Raw genomic sequence first — 17,895 nt, 5'->3', positions numbered from 1 at the left:
CGCCCTCTCCTTCGACACCGACGGCACCGTCCACGGCGCCGCCGACCCCCGCCGCCTCGGCCGCGCCGCCGGCCACTGACCCCCACCCCCACACCTCCGAGCCACCACCCCCGGAACCCCTTCATCACTCCCAACCGCTCGAAAGGGCTGCCTCCATGACGACCGAACACATCCGTGGCGACGGTGCGCACCGGCCCGTGACCGACCGGGTCCGGGTCCGCCGCCGGGCCGAGCGGGGCTCCTACGACCCCGCTCAGGTGAACGCCATTCTGGACGAGGCGCTGATCTGCCACATCGCCTTCGTCGACGACGGCCGGCCGTATGTGCTGCCGACCCTGCACACCCGTATCGACGACACCCTCTACTTCCACGGCTCCCAGCAGAACGGGATGTTCAAGCAGATGCTCGGGTCACCGGTCTGCGCCGAGGCCACGATCATCGACTCACTCGTGCTGGGCCGTTCGCTGTTCCAGAACTCGATGAACTTCCGCTCCGTCGTCGTCCTCGGAAGCCCGTACGAGGTGACCGAACCGGACGCGAAGCTGCGGGCGATGGTGGCTCTGATGGAGCGCGTGGTGCCCGGACGCACCGACGAGGTGCGCCCTCTCACCGACCCCGAGCTGCGCAGCGTGCGCGTTCTCGCGCTGCCGCTGGAAGAGTGCTCCGCGAAGATACGCACCGGCCCGCCCGGCGACAAGGAGAGCGACGTCGACCTTCCGGTCTGGGCCGGTGAACTGCCGCTCCGGATCGTCCCGGGGGAGCCGGTCGACGACCCTGACCTCAGGCCCGGGAATCCGGCGCGGGAGCACATCCGCTCCTGGGGGCGGAGCCGTTCCGGTGTCTGAGCGACAGACGATCGGCGCCGGCCGACGCGGCGGCGCTGCCCGGGGGAAAGAGACCACGGTGCACAGCTACGGAACCTTCGCGTTCGGACTGACCGGGGACCAGGAGGCCCGCGCGGCGCGCCTGCACCGCGACAGCGTGATCTGCGACCTGCTGTTCCAGGGGCCGTGCTCGCCGGATGTGTGGACCGGGGAACTCATCGCCGAGATCGACGCCCTGGACTCGGACGATCTCTACGCGGTGGCCTTCTTCCTGAAGGAACGAGCCATCGCGGGCACATTCCCCGAGTACAAGGAACTCTTCGACGCCTCCGGCGTCACCACCGCGGTGACGGGCGGATATGTCCTGAAGGACAAGGCGTCGGTGCTCGACGCGGCGCATCTGCTCGCCCGCGAGCTGGAGGCGTTCCCCTGGCTGCGCCGGGCGCGTACGGCCGCCGACATCCGTGCCGCGCACGCGGCGGGCGAGCAGGCCGTGTGGGGTCTCGTGCAGACGAACCTGCTCGGTCCCGGCGATCTGGACCTCATCGACGCGGCCCACGCCCTGGGTGTCCTGCACACCCTCGACTGCGCCTACAACGTCATGAACTTCATCGGGGCCGGATGCACCGAGCGCTACGACCCCGGGCTGAGCCATTTCGGCCTGCAGTTCGTCCGCCGGTGCAACGACGTCGGCGTCATCGTCGACACGGCCCACACCGGCCGCCGTACGACCCTCGACGTCTGCGGAACGTCCACCGCCCCCGTCATCGCCACCCACACCTCCGCGGCGGCCGTGTACCCCCACGACCGCGCCAAGAGCGACGACGAGATCCGCGCGATCGCCGCCACGGGCGGGGTGATCGGTGTCTACGCCGTTCCCTTCTTCCTCGCCTCCCCGGACGCGGCGAATCCCACGATCGAGCTGGTCCTGGACCATATGGACCACATCAGCGCGCTCGTCGGCTGGGAACACGTCGCCATCGGCACGGACTGGCCGCTGGCGCTTCCGTATCACGTACAGGAGGCGACCTTCGCGAACAAGCTGGAGGAATTCGGCTTCAGGCCGGAACACGACATCGACAACGTGACCCGGACCCTGGACGGCTTCCGCGACTACCGCGACATGATCAACATCACCCGCGGGCTGGTGGCGAGGAACTACACCGACGAGCAGATCCGGGGAATTCTCGGCGAGAACTTCCTGCGTGTCTTCGAGGCCGTCAACGGCTGAGGGAACACCGGGACGTGGTGTCCCTGCGCCGCGCCGATCCGCCCCTCGCCCTGTCGGCGGGGAGCCGGGCCCGCGGCCCCGTCCAGCGGGGAGGCGGGCGCTCGGGCGGGCGGTGACGGCAGACCCCGCGACGTCGCCCACGCGTCGCACGCCTCGGGCCGGCGCGGGCGCGCCGGCACACACAGACTCCGGCCGCGGTGACCCTGCGGCCCGGGGAACGGGCGGGCGCGCGGTGCCGTACCACGGTACGCCGCGCCCATGACCGGGCCGTACCCTGCCCGGCCGCCCGGCTCGGCCACGGCTGCCCGGGTGGCCGTGGCCGTTCTGGGCAGACGAAAGAGCGCGGAGTGCCGACTCCGGGATCCGGGGACGGCCCTGGACCGCGCGTGCGGGGCCCGCGCGGAGGTCCGGCACTCGGCGGCAGAAGCGGCGAGTGCGGCGCCGGACGACCTGACGGCCGCTCCGGCGGGTGGCACGCGAAGGCCGGGTCTCAGGCCGCCCGGTCGCGCATCGCGGTCCGCAGCGGACGCGACCCCGGACCGCCGACGTGGGAGAAGGGCTGCATCCGCCAGTCCAGTCCCTGAGGCAGCGTCAGGAGCAGTCCCATCTCCTGCTCCTGGGCCTCCATGGTCTCGTCCGCGGGCCGCGCCTGGGACGCCGGCCGCCCGGTGCCCGCGCACACGGTCAGCCCGAACGGATTCCACGGGGTGGGGCACAGCGCGTGCTCCGGCAGTACGTCCTCGTCCGCGAGCAGCGCGATCGGCTGCGCGCAGTCCGGGCAGATCACCCGGTACATCTCGAAGGTGTCGTACTCATTCAGCTCGTCCAACTCGGCAGACCTCGCAGACTCCACCGGATCAACAGGCTCCGGTTCGGTACGGCCGGTGTTCTTGACACTCTGCATGGAGAATCTCCCCCTCGGGTGGGCCCATCAGGCTCATGTGGCCTCGACCACAGCAAGCACTTCCCCCTGGGCCCGGTGGGTAACCGTCAGGTCACGATAGAGGTGCCGTTGAGCCTGTGGTGTTCGTCACATGCCCGCCGCAGATGCCCCGCGGATGCCGCACGAGTGTGCCGGAAGGGACCCGGGCAATTAAGTTGATCCGCATGGAGGAGCTGGATCGTCAGATCGTGGAGTTGCTCGTCGGGGACGGGCGGATGAGCTACACCGACCTGGGCAAGGCCACGGGCCTGTCCACCTCGGCGGTGCATCAGCGCGTCCGCCGTCTCGAACAGCGCGGCGTCATCCGCGGCTACGCGGCCGTCGTCGACCCCGAGGCGGTCGGGCTGCCGCTCACCGCGTTCATCTCGGTCAAACCGTTCGACCCCAGTGCCCCCGACGACATCGCCGAACGCCTCGCGGGCGTGCCCGAGATCGAGGCGTGCCACAGCGTCGCCGGCGACGAGAACTACATCCTCAAGGTGCGCGTCTCGACCCCGTACGAACTGGAGAACCTGCTCGGCCGTATCCGTACGCTCGCCGGAGTCTCCACCCGGACCACCGTCGTCCTCTCCACCCCCTACGAGGCCCGCCCTCCGCGCGTCTGAGGCACTCCCTAGGCTGGTGCCATGAGCGAGAGCACCGCCCCCCCCACCGCCCGCGCCGCGGACCGCACCACGCTGCTGCGCGGGGGAGAAGTCCACAGCCCCGCCGACCCCTTCGCCACGGCGATGGTCGTCGAACGGGGCCATATCGCCTGGGTGGGGTCCGAAGGCGCGGCCGACGCCTTCGCCGACGGCGTCGACGAGACCGTCGATCTCGACGGCGCGCTCGTCACCCCCGCGTTCACCGACGCACATGTGCACACCACGGCGACCGGCCTCGCCCTCACCGGTCTCGACCTGTCGGGCGCGCGCACCCTCGCCGAGGCCCTCGTCCTCGTACGGGAGCACAGCGCCGCCCGTCCGTCGGACCGGGTCCTCATGGGCGGCGGCTGGGACGCGGCGCGCTGGCCGGAGCGGCGGCACCCGTCCCGCGCCGAGCTGGACGAGGCGACCGGCGGCCGCCCGCTGTATCTGCCCCGGATCGACGTCCACTCGGCCGTCGTCACGACCGCCCTGCTCGACCTGGTGCCCGGGGTCACCGGCCTGAACGGCTACTATCCGGACCGGCCGCTCACCGACGCCGCCCACCACGCCGTACGGGCCGCGGCCCACGGCGCCGTGACCCCCTCCCAGCGCGACGCGGCCCAGCGCGCCGCCTTCGACCGCGCCGCGTCGCTCGGTATCGGCACCCTCCACGAGTGCGCCGGGCCCGACATCTCCGACGAGGACGACTTCCGCGCCCTGCTGGCGCTCGCCGATGCCCGGCCGGGTCCGCGGGTGGTCGGCTACTGGGCCGAGAAGATCGCAGATGCGAAGGGTGCCCGGCGCGTCCGTGAACTCGGTGCCCGGGGCGCGGCGGGCGATCTGTTCGCCGACGGCTCCCTCGGCTCCCACACCGCCCACCTCCACGCCCCGTACGCCGACGCGGACCACGCGGGCGCCGCCCACCTCGACGCCGCCGATGTCGCCGCCCATGTCGCCGCCTGCACCGAGGCGGGGCTCCAGGCGGGTTTCCACGCCATCGGCGACGCGGCCCTCACCGCCGTCACCGAGGGCGTCCGGGCGGCCGCCGAGACCCTGGGGCTCGCCCGGGTGCGCGCGGCCCGGCACCGGGTCGAGCACGCGGAGATGCTCACCCCCGAGACCATCGCCGCCTTCGCCGAGTTCGGGCTCACCGCCTCCGTGCAGCCCGCGTTCGACGCCGCCTGGGGCGGTGACGGCGGCATGTACGCCGAGCGCCTCGGCGCCGCGCGGGCCCGCACCCTGAACCCGTACGCGGCCCTGCTGCGCGCCGGAGTGCCGCTCGCCCTCGGCTCCGACAGCCCGGTCACCCCGCTCGATCCCTGGGGCACCGTCCGGGCGGCGGCCTTCCACCGCACTCCCGAACACCGGGTGTCCGTACGCGCGGCCTTCACCGCCCACACCCGTGGCGGCTGGCGGGCCATCGGGCGTGACGACGCGGGGATCCTGGTGCCCGGCGCCCCCGCCGACTATGCCGTGTGGCGCACCGGGGAACTCCTCGTCCAGGCGCCCGACGACCGGGTCGCCCGCTGGTCGACCGATCCGCGTTCGGGCACCCCCGGTCTGCCCGATCTCACCCCCGGCGCCGAACTCCCGTTCTGCCTGCGCACGGTGGTCTCCGGACAAACTATCTTCGATCGTCCAAACGGGTGACGTACGGACATTTCGCACCGTCGATCACCGGCTGAACGGTTCCGCCGCGACCTGCGGATCTTCGGTACTGGTCCGGCGAATTGGGCAAACCGCGCAGATCGCACGACTGTTGACATGGAGCGCCCACGGGCGGGTAGGTTCGGCCGAGTCCACCACAGGACGTCCGACCGGTGAAACCTCCGAGCAAGTCGTCGAACGCCGCTGGGCCATGGGCAGTGCGCCGCACCGGAGCACTGCCACTGGGAGCCAGGTCCAGCGCCCGCGCCTCGGGGGCGAGGGAAGGTTTCAGCCGGCCGGCAGGTGTGACCCGGGTGGGGCCCGGCGTTCAGTAGACAACGGCTCTCGGTCGATCCGCAGCCAGCGGATCCCAGGTCGGCCCGAAGGACGCTGGGTCCCGATCCGTTCCCGTACACCCATACCTCGCATTCCGTACGTTTGAAACCCGGCCGTGCCCGCGCCCGACACCCCCGGCCCCGTACCGGCACTTCCCCTGCCCGGCGATCGCTAAGGTGGGTCCCTGTGCACGATACGAAGGGGCTGCAGTGAACGACGGCGGTAAGGGCGAAGCCCTCAGGCGGTACGGCCCGCTCGGACGAGTCCTGGTGATCATCCCGACCTACAACGAGGCCGGGAACATCAGGAAGATCGTCGCCCGGGTGCGCGCCGCCGTGCCCGACGCGTCCGTCCTCGTCGCCGACGACAACAGCCCCGACGGCACCGGAAAGCTCGCCGACGAGCTGGCGGCCACGGACGACCGGGTCCACGTGCTCCACCGCGAGGGCAAGGAGGGCCTCGGCGCGGCCTATCTCGCAGGCTTCGCCTGGGGCATGGAGCGCGACTACGGCGTCCTGGTCGAGATGGACGCGGACGGCTCCCACCAGCCCGAGGAACTGCCCCGGCTGCTGACCGCGCTCAAGGGCGCCGACCTGGTGATCGGCTCCCGCTGGGTCCCCGGCGGGCGGGTCGTGAACTGGCCCAAGCGCCGCGAGTACCTCTCCCGCGGCGCCAGTACGTACTCCCGGGTTCTTCTCGGCCTCGACGTCCGCGACGTGACCGCGGGCTTCCGGGCCTTCCGCGCGGACACCCTGCGGGGCCTCGGGCTGTCCAAGGTCACCTCCCAGGGGTACTGCTTCCAGGTCGACCTCACACGCCGCGCCGTGGGACTCGGCTACCACGTGGTCGAAGTGCCCATCACCTTCGTGGAGCGCGAACTCGGCGACTCCAAGATGAACCGGGACATCGCCGTGGAGGCGCTGTGGCGGATCGCGAGCTGGGGGGTCACGGGCCGCGCGGGCCGCTTCCGCGGGCGCTCCGCCCCCTGACCCGTACGGCTCCCGGCGATCACCCGCCTCCTCCGCTTCCGCGGCCCTGCAGGCACACTGGGAGCATGACGACCGGCACCCCGCCCCCGACGGCCCCCAAGCGCTCGCGTGCCCGCCGCTTCGTTCCGCTCGGACTCGCCGCCTGGCTGGTCCTGGAGATCTGGCTGCTGATCCTCGTCGGTGAGGCCGCCGGGGGAGTGGCGGTCCTCGCCCTCCTCATCGGCGGCGCGGTGCTCGGCGGCACGGTCATCAAGCACGCGGGCCGCAACGCCTTCCGCACCCTGTCCCAGACGCTTCAGCAGCAACAGGACGGCCGGATGCCGTCCCCCGAGTCCTCCGGCAGCACCGGCAACGGCTTCCTGATGCTCGGCGGTCTGCTGCTCATGATCCCCGGCCTGATCTCCGACGCGGCGGGGCTGCTCCTGCTGATACCGCCGGTCCGCACCCGCCTCGGCCGGTACGCCGAGCGCTCCCTGGAGCGCCGCATGCGGGAGGCACCCCCCGGCACCTTCGGCGACGCGTTCCAGCAGGCCCGTATCCACCGCCCGGACGGCAAGATCGTCCAGGGCGAGGTCATCCCCCAGGACCCCCCGCCTCCGCCGGACACCCCTCACCGCCCCTTGCACTAGGGCGTGTATCGGAAGTAGCGCCGTCCGCCCGGAGGGCGGGGCCTGAGGCGTCCGGTGCGTGCAGTCGCAAGGCGGAGGGTCGCCCTCGTACTGGACGTACTTGGGTGATTCCGACAACGCAGCGAGTGTGCGTGCTGGGCGTCGCAGGCCAGGCGGGACTTTCGATACACGCCCTAGAGGGCCTCTCGTTCGGATCCCGCCGGGCTCGCGTGCCCTGGGACCGCACGTGTCTCCCGTAGCCCTTGCGGGCACGGGTGGTGCCCGCGGCGCTGTCGTGGGGCCGGCGATGTCCCCCACGGCCTTCGGCGTGGGAGGTGCCCCCGCCCACAGCCTTCGGCGTGGGAGGTGCTCCCACCTAAGGCCCTTCGGCCAGGGTGGGGGGTCCCTCCGGGAGGCAGGGTGGGTGTCCCCGGGCACCGGACCCCGCGCTCCGGCCCAGCCTGATCCAAACGAAGAGGCCCCAGCCCTCGCGGGGCACCCGGGCCCGTACCGCTCGCGGGTCGCCTGTCCCCGGCCCTCCGGCGTCGAGGAGCGGGGTCCGGGGCGGAGCCCCGCGGTGTCCCACAGCGGCGGGCGGCGGGACGTCGGGCCGCCGGAGGCCCGGGACCCGTCCGGACCTCACGAGGAGCCGGTCTCCTCGGGGCACCCGCCACACACCCGAAAACACCCGTGGGCCGCTCCACACCATGTGTGAAGCGGCCCACGGCTCGGTCAGTCGCTCGGATTACCGCTAGTCATCGCACCGCGCACCACGCACACGGTGATCAGGAGATCCGGCCGCGAGGGTCAGGCCGACTTACGGCTGTCCCTCGGATGTACGGCGATGTTCATGGCGCCGGAGCGCAGGACCGCCAGCCTCTCGGCCAGCACCTCCTCCAGCTCCTCGCGCGTGCGCCGCTCCATCAGCATGTCCCAGTGTGTGCGCGCCGGCTTGCCCTTCTTCTCCTCGGGGCCGTCCCCGTCCACCAGGAGTGCCTGGGCGCCGCACGCCTTGCACTCCCACTCCGGCGGAATTTCTGCCTCGACCGAGAACGGCATCTCAAACCGATGTCCGTTCTGGCATGCGTACTCCACCGCCTGGCGCGGGGCCAGATCGATGCCGCGGTCCGTCTCGTAGCTGGTAACCACGAGGCGCGTGCCGCGGAGAGCTCGCTCACTCATGAATCGTGCCTCCCGGGCTTGTCGCCCACAGGACAGGTGTCGCTGTCGTCGTCATCCGGTCAACGTCCGGTCGGCCGTAAAGATTCCCGTTCCGGGTCATGCGTCGCCCGTCGTGCCGCTGGTTTCCCATACGTGGGGGTACCCACCAGTGCCCGGTTTGTCACATCTGACAGAAAGTGTCACCCAGGGACTTCGCTTTCTTCGTGCGCAGTAACGGTCCGCCTGGCAGGCCAAACGCGTACACTACCGCCCTTTCACTTCGACGTCTAAATTCGGTCCGGTACAGGATTGCCCGCCGCCGCCACCGCCCTCCGTACCGGGACCCGTGCGAGCAGCAGGAATCCCAGCGCGAAGAAGACCACGAGGGAGACGATCGCGTCGCGATAGCTGCCGGTCAGCTGGTAGGCGAGGCCGAAAACGAGCGGTCCGAGCCAGCTGAGCCCGCGATCGCTCATCTCGTACGCCGAGAAGTACTCCGCCTCCTTGCCGCGCGGCACCAGGTGTGAGAAGAGCGACCGGGAGAGGGCCTGGCTCCCGCCGAGCACCAGCCCGATCGCCGACGCGAGCGCGAAGAACCAGAGCGGGGCCCCGGCCGGCAAGAAGAACCCCGCGGCGAGGATCAGCGTCCAGACGGCCAGCGAGGCGAGGATCGTCCGTTTCGCGCCGTGGGTCCGGGCCAGCCGCCCCATGAGCAGCGCCCCCGCCACCGCGAGCACCTGCACCAGCAGGACCGCGACGATCAGGGTCGTCTGTTCGAGGCCCAGTTCCTCGGAACCGTAGATCGACGCCTGCGAGATCACCGTCTGGATCCCGTCGTTGTAGACCAGGTACGCCAGGAGGAACGACAACGTCAGCGGATGCCGCCGCATGTCCTTGAGCGTCGCCGCCAACTGCCGCCAGCCGGAACCGACCGAACCCTCCGTGCCGGGGGCGACCCGCCGGTCCCGCAGCCGTCGCAGGGGGATCAGGGTGAACGCGCCCCACCACACGCCGGCCGACGCCAGGCAGATCCGTACCGCCGCCGACTCCGACAGCCCGAACGACTCGTGGTTCGTGTAGAGGATCAGATCGAGCACCAGCACCAGGGCGCCGGAGGTGTATCCGAAGGCCCAGCCCCGCGAGGAGACCGCGTCCCGCTCAGCGGGCTCCGCGATTCCCGGCAGATAGGCGTTGTAGACGACCATCGACACCGACAGCGACGCGTTCGCGACGATCAGCAGGAAAGCGCCCAGCAGATACCGGTCGCCGTCGAGGAAGAACATTCCGGCCGTCGCGGCGGCCCCGGTGTACGCCGCTGCCGCCAGCAGCGGCTTCTTGCGGCCCGTACGGTCCGCCCGCGCGCCCGCCAGCGGCATCAGCAGCACGGCCACCACCACCGACGCCGAGACCGAGTAGGCGAACACCGAACCCGCCCGCACCGGAATGCCCAGCGGATGCACGAACCCGTCCGGGTCGGCCGCGGCCTCGGCCACCGACGTCAGATACGGCCCGAGGAAGACGGTGAGCACGCTCGTGGAGTACACGGAGCAGGCGAAGTCGTAGAAGTACCAGCCGTGCTGCTCGCGCCGTCGTTCCCCCGCGCCGGCCGCCGGCTCGGCGATCTCGGCAGCCATCAGCGCCCCCTCGCTCGTGCTGTGGTGACGTCGCGGGTCAGACCCAGTCTCCGCGGTCGGTGAGTACCGTGCGCAGCGTCTCCAGTTGATCGGTCATGATGCCATCCACCCCCAGCTCCAGGAGCCGGGTCATGCGATCCCGGTCGTTGACCGTCCAGACATGTACCTGAAGTCCCCTTTGGTGCGCGGCCCGTACGAATCCGCGGTCCACCACACGGATACCGTTCCGGGTCTCGGGAACCTGCGCGCACACCGCGCCGGCCCGGACCGCCACCGGGAGTCCCACCGAGCGCAGCCGCATCCCCAGCACACCGCGCACCCCGTACGAGGTCGCCAGCCGCGGGCCCGCGAGCCGCGCGGCCCGTGCCACCCGGCCCTCCGAGAACGAACCGACGCACACCCGGTCCCACAGCCCCGCCCTACGGATGAGGTCCACGAGCGGCATCAGCGCGGACTCCGCCTTGAGGTCCACGTTCCAGCGGGCGCCGGGAAACTCCTCCAGCAGTTCCTCGAAGAGCGGCAGCGGCTCCCGGCCCGCGATCCTGGCCCGGCGTATCTCGCTCCACGGCAGCTCCGAGATCCGGCCGCGCGCGTCCGTGACCCGGTCGAGCGTGGTGTCGTGGAACGCGACCAGCCTGCCGTCCGCGGTGGTGTGCACATCCGTCTCGAAGTAGCGGTAGCCGAGGGACGCGGCCCGCCGGAACGCGGCCACGGTGTTCTCCAGCCCGTCCGCCGTACCGCCGCGATGGGCGAACGGCAGCACCGAGGGATGGTCCAGGAAGGGGTGCCGGGGGCGCCGTGTGCGAGTCACCGCCGAAGTATCGCCCGTTTCGGTGTCCCGCCGGTGACCACCGGGCTGCCGCCGCCCTGATCCGGGACGGCGAAGAGGCGCAGGAACAGCTGGGCCAGCGGTCCGATCGCGAGCGCGTACGCGATCGTGCCGACCCCCACGGAACCGCCCAGCACGAATCCGGTCGCCACCACGGCCACCTCGATCCCCGTGCGCACCAGCCGGATCGACCGCCCCGTGAGCCGGTGCAGACCCGTCATCAGGCCGTCGCGCGGGCCGGGGCCGAACCGTGCGGCGATGTAGAGGCCGGTCGCCACTCCGTTCAGCACGATCCCCGCGACCATCAGCGTGATCCGGAGGGCGAGTCCCCGCGCGTCCGGTACCAGGGCGAGGGTGCCGTCCATCGCGATGCCGACGACGAAAACGTTGGAGACCGTGCCGAGCCCCGGCCGCTGCCGGATCGGGATCCACAGCAGCAGCACGGCGGCACCGACGACGATCGACACGACACCGATCGTCAGCCCGGTGCGCTCGGAGAGCCCCTGGTGCAGGACCCCCCACGGCTCCAGACCGAGTCCGCCGCGCACCAGGAGCGCCGCACTCACGCCGTAGAGCACCAGACCGACGGAGAGCTGCGAGAGCCTGCGGGTGAGACGGCCGGATCCCCGTGTCCGGCGGGCCCCCTGCGCCTCCCGTGTCCCCGGTGTCCCCCGAGCCGTCGTCCGGGAATCCGGCGCACCCCGGTCACCGGGCGGGTCCGGTGGGCCCGTGGTCTCCGCGCAGTCGGTCGGGCCCGCGGACTCGGTGTCTGGCACAGTGATGACCCCTCTGGCGACGGTGGACTGACTCGTGACACTCTGTGGCTATGGAACACACCTCAACCATGGCCAATTCAAGGAAGGTGGACTGATTTCCATGACTCGTTGGACCTCGGCGGTGGGTGCGGCGCAGCTCGCCCGGCAGCTCACCGCCCAGCAGCCCCGCCCGGCCGGGCCCGGCACCCGTAAGCCGCCCGCCTACCGCGCGCTCGCCGACGGCATCCGGCTGCTCGTTCTCGAAGGCCGCGTCCCCGTCGCCGCCCGGCTGCCCGCCGAACGCGAACTCGCGCTGGCGCTGTCCGTCAGCCGTACGACCGTCGCCGCCGCCTACGAAGCGCTGCGGACCGAGGGCTTCCTCGAATCCCGCAGGGGCGCGGGCAGCTGGACCGCCGTACCGGCGGGGAATCCCCTGCCCGCACGCGGTCTCGAACCCCTGCCGCCGGAATCCCTGGGTTCGATGATCGACCTCGGCTGCGCGGCGCTGCCCGCGCCCGAGCCCTGGCTCACCCGGGCCGTGCAGGGCGCGCTGGAGGAACTGGCGCCCTACGCCCACACCCACGGCGACTATCCGGCGGGCATCCCCGCGCTGCGGCAGATGCTCGCCGACCGCTACACCGAGCGCGGTATCCCCACCATGCCCGAGCAGATCATGGTCACTACCGGGGCCATGGGCGCCATGGACGCCATCTGCCATCTCTTCGCCGGGCGCGGTGAGCGCATCGCCGTCGAGTCCCCCTCGTACGCCAACATCCTCCAGCTGATGCGCGAGGCCGGGGCCCGGCTGGTGCCGGTGGCCATGGAGGAAGGGCTCGGCGGCTGGGACCTGCCCCGCTGGCGCCAGGTGCTCAGGGACGCGGCCCCCCGGCTCGCGTACGTCGTCGCGGACTTCCACAACCCGACCGGGGCGCTGGCCGACGACGACCAGCGCCGCCGGCTCGTCGACGCGGCGCGCTCCGCCGGTACGGTCCTCGTCGTCGACGAGACCATGTCCGAACTGCACTTCGACGACGGCATCGAGATGCCCCGGCCCGCCTGCGCCTTCGACCCGGCGGGCAGCACCGTCGTCACGGTCGGCTCGGCCAGCAAGGCGTTCTGGGCGGGCATGCGGATCGGCTGGGTCCGCGCGGCCCCCGATGTCATCCGCTCCCTGGTCGCCGCCCGCGCCTACGCCGACCTGGGCACACCCGTCCTGGAACAGCTGGCGATCCACTGGCTGATGCGGACCGGGAGCTGGGAGGAGGCGGTCGCCATCCGCCGCACCCAGGCCCGTGAGAACCGTGACGCGCTGGTGGCGGCGGTGCGCCGGGAGCTGCCCGGGTGGGAGTTCGCCGTTCCGGGCGGCGGGCTCACCCTGTGGGTCCGCACCGGGGGGCTGTCGGGCTCCCGGCTGGCCGAGGTCGGCGAGCGGGTGGGGGTACGGGTGCCGTCCGGGCCGCGCTTCGGGGTCGACGGCGCGTTCGAGGGCTTCGTACGGCTGCCGTTCACGGTCGGCGGGCCGGTCGCGGAGGAGGCGGCGGTCCGGCTGGCCGCGGCGGCGCGGCTGGTGGAGACCGGAGTGACGACGGGGACCGAGGCGCCGCGCACCTTCGTCGCGTAACCGGGGCCGGCGTGGGCGGGTGCGTGGCGGAAGGTACGTGCGTGGCGCAAGACGCGGGGCTGGGTGGAGGCACGTGCCCGGAAGGTGCGCCGGGACGGTGGGGGTGCGGAGCAGAGGCCGTCCGCCCGTACGGACGACCGCGTCACCGGCCGGTGAGGCGGGCCCCCGATCGGGGCCCCCGGCCCCGGTCTCAGCCTTCCGCGGGAACCGGATCCTGCGGCTCCGCCGGTGCGCCGACCGTCGGTGGCTCCGTGGCGGGCGCGCCCACCGTCCTCCGCTGTTCCGGGGCCACGGGAACGCGCTCCGGCAGCAGCTCCAGTACGGCCTGCCGGTGGGCCTCGCACGTGGTGTCGTCGTACGGGTCCGGGGTGGCCGGCACCTGGAGCCTGAGCACCGGCCCGGTGCCGAGCCGGGCGTAACCGCGGCCCGGCGGGACGTCGGGTGTCGGTGTGGTGTGCGGGGCCGCCCCGAGCACGGCCTCGATCTCCCCGAAGCCCACCGGGCCGAGTGCGACCCGGGCGCGGGTGTGGGTACGCACGGCGTCGGACAGGGTGTCCAGGCTGTCGTACTGCTCGGCCACCACCACCGTGACGTGCGCGGCCCGGCCGTGGCGCAGGGGCACCTGGAGCAGCTCCTGGGGGTCGGGGTGCCCGTCGGCGGCGGCCAGATGCCCGAGGATGCCGGGGCGGTCGACCAGGATCCACAGGGGACGCCTGATGTCGTCCGGGACGGGGAGCCCGCTCTGCCGGGCGCGGTTCGCGGCGATCAGCCGCCGCTCGGTCTCGTGCGTCGCCCATTCCAGGCTCGCCAGCGCCCCGCCCAGCGCGCATTCGACGGCCAGGACGCCCGAGCGCCCGGCCAGACAGGCGTACTCGCCGGTTCCGCTTCCCTCGACGATCAGCACGTCCCCGTACGGGAGCGCCTGGAGGGCGATCGAGCGCAGCAGGGTCGTGGTGCCGCTGCCGGGATCGCCGACCGCGAGCAGATGCGGCTCGGTGGAGCGGTGCCCGGTGCGCCAGATCACCGGAGGCGCGTCCCGGGTCTCCTCGCCGGCCGTCACGGGAACGGTCCGCTGCACCGCTCCGGCGTCGGTGAAGCCCAGCACGGTCTCACCGGGGACGGTGACGAAGCGCTGGGCGGCGATGGAGGTCGGCAGGGCGGGAAGGACGCTCATCAGGAGCTGGTTCCCCTCCTCGTGCCAGGTGAAGCGGTACTCCCGGCCGCGGCCCGACTTGGCGTGCAGCAGCTGCTCGATACGGGCCCTGGACTCCTCCTCGCCGTCGGTGAAGTACGCGGGGTAGGTGATGCGCAGCGCGGTGACGCGGCCGTTGCCGTCGAAGGCGGGGTCGCTGAAGGCGGCCGTCCACTCGCCGCCGTGGGTGAAGACCGGGGCCGGGTCCTCCGGTACCGAGAAGTAGGGCACCAGGGCGTTGTAGAGCGACTGGAGCCGCGCGGCCTCCGCCTCGTCGGGGCCGGTTTTCACCGGGGTGCGCCTCCGCCCCTTCCAGGCGGCCGCGCCCATCAGCGCGATCAGGGCCATCAGCGGCCCGAACGGGGTGAACGCGACCACCAGGACGACGGCCGCGGCCATGAAGAGCGTGGGACCACGGTTCTCCGCGGGGGTATCGGCCCACTTCCGGCGGGCGGCGCCCGCCAGCTCCCGCAGACCACGGGAGACCGTGATCAGCGGATGGAGGACGTCCGTGACGGTGTCGGCGGCCGTGCGCGCGATCTCCCGGACACGGGCGATCTGCGCGGATCCGCTGCTCAGAATGCGGGGGAGTGGTCGCCGACCCACATCGTTCTCCTGGAGGTGCCGGGGCTGGATGCGCGGGGAAGGGCGGCGGGGATCAGAACTTGATCCCGCCCAGAAGGCTGGCGAGGCTCTGGCTGCCGGCCGTGATGCTGGGGGCGATGGCGGTGCCCGCCAGGAAAAAACCGAAGAGGGCGCAGACGAGGGCGTGGGACGCCTTCAGGCCGTCCTTCTTGAAGAACAGGAAGACGACGATCGCGAGCAGGACCACGCCTGACATGGACAGGATCATGAGGGGCTCTCCTGGTTGAGGGGACAGTCACCATCAGTACTTCCAACCTCACCGCATGTACATATGTGATTAAAGGTGCAAATGGGTGAAAATCTGGGTAATTCACTGCACCGGCGGATGGGGGAGCGCGCTCCGAGGGGCACGCTCTCCGGTCACGGGGCACAGTTCCTCCCTGCGGGCGATCCGTGAGGATGCGGGCCGTCTTGCCAGTGGCATATGTCTCACTTGGGGTGGCCTCTTCGAGGGCGGGCCTCACCCGTCCACGGACACGCGCAGTACCCTGTCCGTTGCTCGTATGCCCGTACGGCCACGCCCGCCGTACGCGCAGGTCATTGCCGTGAAACGTGCAGCGAAAGGCGGTCCGTCCATGAGCGAGGCCCCCGATCCCGAGGTCATCGAACTCGCGACCAGGGTCTTCGACCTGGCACGCCAGGGAGAGACCGAGGCTCTCGCCGCGTACGTCGACGCCGGAGTCCCCGCGAATCTCACCAACGACCGCGGCGACACCCTCCTGATGCTCGCCGCCTACCACGGCCACGCCGCCTCGGTGGCGGCCCTCGCCGCGCGCGGGGCCGATCCCGACCGGGCCAACGACCGCGGTCAGACCCCCCTCGCCGGCGCGGTCTTCAAAGGAGAGGACGCCGTCGTCCGGGTCCTTCTGGAGCACGGCGCCGATCCCTCCGCAGGAACCCCCTCCGCCGTCGACACCGCGCGGATGTTCGGGAAGACGGAGCTGCTGGAGCTGTTCGGCGACGGCTGACACCGGCGGGGCGACGCGGGGCGGACCCCGTGTGTCCCCGCCGGCTCCGCACGGCCGTGGAGCGGTCCCCGGCCGGTCCCGGCGCAGTCCGGGACCCTTCCGGAGGGGCCCGGGACAGGGACGTCGTAAATGTGGTCGCGGTGGCGATATGGGTGGGTCATCATGACGTCGGGCCTTGTCCTGGACATCACCGGGAGTTCCCCTGGGGCCCACCGACGAGAGGCAGGAAGATGGTCTACACCAAGCGGAAGACGCGGACGACGACGGGCGGCTCCCCATGCAGCAGCGCGGCCTAGGCACCACCAGTCCCCGGTTGCGTCGAGAGCTTGATGTGAGGCTTTCCCCATGTTCGATCCAGTCATAGCGCCGAGCGGCACGCTGCTCGGCCTGCTGCAGAGGGGCCGTGGCGACGGCACGCTGCACGCGCTGGCAGCGCCACGCGCGGAAGCGCTCGCCGCCCTCAACCACTGCGTGCTCAACGACCCCCGCCACGACTGGCAGGTCGAGAACCGCTCCCTCTACTACGCACGTCTCTACCTGGATCTCCACGGCGGTCTGGACGAGATCGAGCGGCACCTGTGCGACACCGACGACCACCTCGACACCGACGAGGCCAGAACCGGCCTCGCGCTCGCGGTGCTCGGCCACCTCGCCTCGTACGGCAGACAGGACGCCCTGGCCCTGCTGCGCGGCTACGCCGCCCGCGGCTCCAACTGGGCCTGGGCCCTGGACGAGCTGGCCCTGCGCGACGACGACGCCGGGCTGCGCTCCCTCGCCGCCCCGATCCTCGCCCGCTTCCCGGCCACCCCGGAGGGCGAGGCCGAACTGGCCACCGCCGTGCGGGACGCGTTCGAGCCGCGGCCGTGGCGGCTGTGGGCCGACGACCCGCGCGAGACGGTCGGCGCCCGGGTGCGCGCGGCACGCGAGGCGGGCTCCTTCGACCGCTGGCAGCGCCAGATGCGGCCCACCGGACCACGTCCCGGCTGGAGCGTCCAGGCCGTCTTCGACTGGGCCGACGAGGCCGTCGAACGCGGTACCGCACTCCATGTCCCCGCCGCCCGCTGTCTGTCGGCGGTCGCGGGCGAGGCCGACCGGCCCGCCATCGTGACCGCGGCGCGCGAGGGCGGCGACGGGGCGCGCTGCGCCGCGCTCCACTATCTCGCCGAGTCACGGGACCCCGTCGTCCTCGATCTGATCGAGGCCGCGGTGTCCGCGGGCTCCAGCACCGTCGCCGACGCGGCGATCTCGGCCTTCGAGCGGATGTGCGGCGACGAGGCCGTCGACCGGGCCCGGGGCTGGGCGCACCGGCCCGACCCGCTCGGAGCGTCCGCCGCCGCGGTGCTCGCCTGCCGGGGTACCGCCGACGACGCCCACCTCGTCCTCGGCGCGGTCCGTGAGACCGTACGCGCCGACGGACCCGACGCCCCCCTCCTGTCGACACTCGTGGACGGCACCGGACGGCTCGGCATCGCCTGTGCCGCGCCCGTCCTGCGCCATGTGTACCGGGAGACCACCTCGTCCCGGATCAGGGGACGGGCGGCCCGTGCGCTGGCCGCCACCGACGCCTCCTTCGCCACCGGATTCGCCGTCGAATGCCTGTGGGACTGCGAGGAGACCACCCGCGAGATCGCCGCGCGGCACGCCGAGGCGGGTGACGTCCGCGTCGCCGAACGACTGCGCAGGCTCGCCGCGGATCCGGCCGAGGAGGCCGAGGTACAGACGGCGGTACGCAGCCGGATGGGCCCGGACGCGCCGGTCGCATGACGCGGACCGGACCCGCCCCGGTGTACGGGACGTCGCCCTCGGGGGGGGGGGGGGGGGGGGGGGGGGGGGGGGCGGCCGGCCCGCGGCGGGGGGGGGCGGCCGGGCGGGGGGGGGGGCGCCGC

General features: G+C 72.3%; 16 protein-coding genes. 9 read left to right on the top strand and 7 right to left on the bottom strand.

Annotated features, from left to right (window positions below; all coding sequences use genetic code 11):
* The first annotated feature begins 155 nt into the window (after positions 1-155).
* Together ACFYT4_RS34965 and ACFYT4_RS34960 are read left to right on the top strand one after the other, a co-directional pair.
* Entirely contained in the window at positions 156-845 is a 690-nt protein-coding gene (locus tag ACFYT4_RS34965) for a pyridoxamine 5'-phosphate oxidase family protein (protein ID WP_389278572.1), read from the top strand.
* 58 nt (positions 846-903) lie between these two features.
* Entirely contained in the window at positions 904-2,055 is a 1,152-nt protein-coding gene (locus tag ACFYT4_RS34960; protein ID WP_389278569.1) for a dipeptidase, read from the top strand.
* A gap of 490 nt (positions 2,056-2,545) precedes the next feature.
* On the opposite strand, the gene ACFYT4_RS34955 is transcribed toward ACFYT4_RS34960, so the two are convergent.
* Complete coding sequence (locus ACFYT4_RS34955) at positions 2,546-2,959, bottom strand: hypothetical protein (RefSeq protein ID WP_389278566.1); 414 nt, start codon at positions 2,957-2,959, stop codon at positions 2,546-2,548.
* A 203-nt stretch (positions 2,960-3,162) separates the two neighbouring features.
* Between ACFYT4_RS34955 and ACFYT4_RS34950 the strand changes: the two genes are divergently transcribed.
* The 4 genes from ACFYT4_RS34950 (at position 3,163) to fxsA (ending at position 7,225) form a co-directional block, all read left to right on the top strand.
* Positions 3,163-3,603, top strand: a complete 441-nt coding sequence (locus tag ACFYT4_RS34950) for an Lrp/AsnC family transcriptional regulator (protein WP_389278563.1) — start codon at positions 3,163-3,165, stop codon at positions 3,601-3,603.
* A gap of 21 nt (positions 3,604-3,624) precedes the next feature.
* The gene (locus ACFYT4_RS34945; RefSeq protein WP_389278560.1) at positions 3,625-5,274 is read left to right on the top strand and encodes an amidohydrolase; all 1,650 of its coding nucleotides are present in this window, start codon (positions 3,625-3,627) and stop codon (positions 5,272-5,274) included.
* A 542-nt stretch (positions 5,275-5,816) separates the two neighbouring features.
* On the top strand, positions 5,817-6,596 hold the full coding sequence (locus ACFYT4_RS34940) for a polyprenol monophosphomannose synthase (protein WP_389278557.1): 780 nt from the start codon (positions 5,817-5,819) through the stop codon (positions 6,594-6,596).
* 65 nt (positions 6,597-6,661) lie between these two features.
* Entirely contained in the window at positions 6,662-7,225 is a 564-nt protein-coding gene (gene fxsA, locus ACFYT4_RS34935) for an FxsA family membrane protein (RefSeq protein WP_389278554.1), read from the top strand.
* Between the two features lie 786 nt (positions 7,226-8,011).
* On the opposite strand, the gene ACFYT4_RS34930 is transcribed toward fxsA, so the two are convergent.
* The 4 genes from ACFYT4_RS34930 to ACFYT4_RS34915 form a co-directional block, all read right to left on the bottom strand.
* Positions 8,012-8,386 (bottom strand): RNA polymerase-binding protein RbpA, encoded by a 375-nt coding sequence (locus ACFYT4_RS34930; RefSeq protein ID WP_003959706.1) that lies wholly within the window; start codon positions 8,384-8,386, stop codon positions 8,012-8,014.
* A gap of 266 nt (positions 8,387-8,652) precedes the next feature.
* Positions 8,653-9,999 (bottom strand): MFS transporter, encoded by a 1,347-nt coding sequence (locus tag ACFYT4_RS34925; protein WP_389278551.1) that lies wholly within the window; start codon positions 9,997-9,999, stop codon positions 8,653-8,655.
* A 37-nt stretch (positions 10,000-10,036) separates the two neighbouring features.
* Positions 10,037-10,810, bottom strand: a complete 774-nt coding sequence (locus ACFYT4_RS34920; protein ID WP_389278548.1) for a glycerophosphodiester phosphodiesterase family protein — start codon at positions 10,808-10,810, stop codon at positions 10,037-10,039.
* The gene (locus tag ACFYT4_RS34915; protein ID WP_389278575.1) at positions 10,807-11,409 is read right to left on the bottom strand and encodes a YitT family protein; all 603 of its coding nucleotides are present in this window, start codon (positions 11,407-11,409) and stop codon (positions 10,807-10,809) included. Before ACFYT4_RS34915 ends, ACFYT4_RS34920 begins: the two co-directional genes overlap by 4 nt.
* Positions 11,410-11,704: 295 nt before the next feature.
* On the opposite strand from ACFYT4_RS34915, the gene ACFYT4_RS34910 reads away from it, so the two are divergent.
* Positions 11,705-13,204, top strand: coding sequence for a PLP-dependent aminotransferase family protein (locus ACFYT4_RS34910; RefSeq protein WP_389278545.1), 1,500 nt, complete (start codon positions 11,705-11,707; stop codon positions 13,202-13,204).
* 190 nt (positions 13,205-13,394) lie between these two features.
* Here ACFYT4_RS34910 and ACFYT4_RS34905 read toward each other — a convergent pair whose 3' ends face one another.
* Positions 13,395-15,002 carry a hypothetical protein gene (locus tag ACFYT4_RS34905; protein WP_389278543.1) on the bottom strand — a complete coding sequence of 536 codons (1,608 nt, stop codon included), beginning with the start codon at positions 15,000-15,002 and terminating at the stop codon, positions 13,395-13,397.
* A gap of 52 nt (positions 15,003-15,054) precedes the next feature.
* Positions 15,055-15,249: a hypothetical protein gene (locus ACFYT4_RS34900; RefSeq protein WP_389278540.1), complete on the bottom strand. Its 195-nt coding sequence runs from the start codon at positions 15,247-15,249 to the stop codon at positions 15,055-15,057.
* A gap of 367 nt (positions 15,250-15,616) precedes the next feature.
* Here ACFYT4_RS34900 and ACFYT4_RS34895 point away from each other — a divergent pair, with 367 nt between their 5' ends.
* Both ACFYT4_RS34895 and ACFYT4_RS34890 read left to right on the top strand, forming a co-directional pair.
* The gene (locus ACFYT4_RS34895; protein WP_389278537.1) at positions 15,617-16,009 is read left to right on the top strand and encodes an ankyrin repeat domain-containing protein; all 393 of its coding nucleotides are present in this window, start codon (positions 15,617-15,619) and stop codon (positions 16,007-16,009) included.
* Between the two features lie 345 nt (positions 16,010-16,354).
* The gene (locus tag ACFYT4_RS34890) at positions 16,355-17,773 is read left to right on the top strand and encodes a HEAT repeat domain-containing protein (RefSeq protein ID WP_389278534.1); all 1,419 of its coding nucleotides are present in this window, start codon (positions 16,355-16,357) and stop codon (positions 17,771-17,773) included.
* Positions 17,774-17,895 lie beyond the last annotated feature (122 nt).

The sequence above is a fragment of the Streptomyces sp. NPDC004609 genome, from assembly GCF_042873655.1.
Classification (GTDB): Bacteria; Actinomycetota; Actinomycetes; order Streptomycetales; family Streptomycetaceae; genus Streptomyces.
Note: the sequence above shows the minus strand (reverse complement) of the source record. Positions and strands in the feature narration are given on the sequence as shown.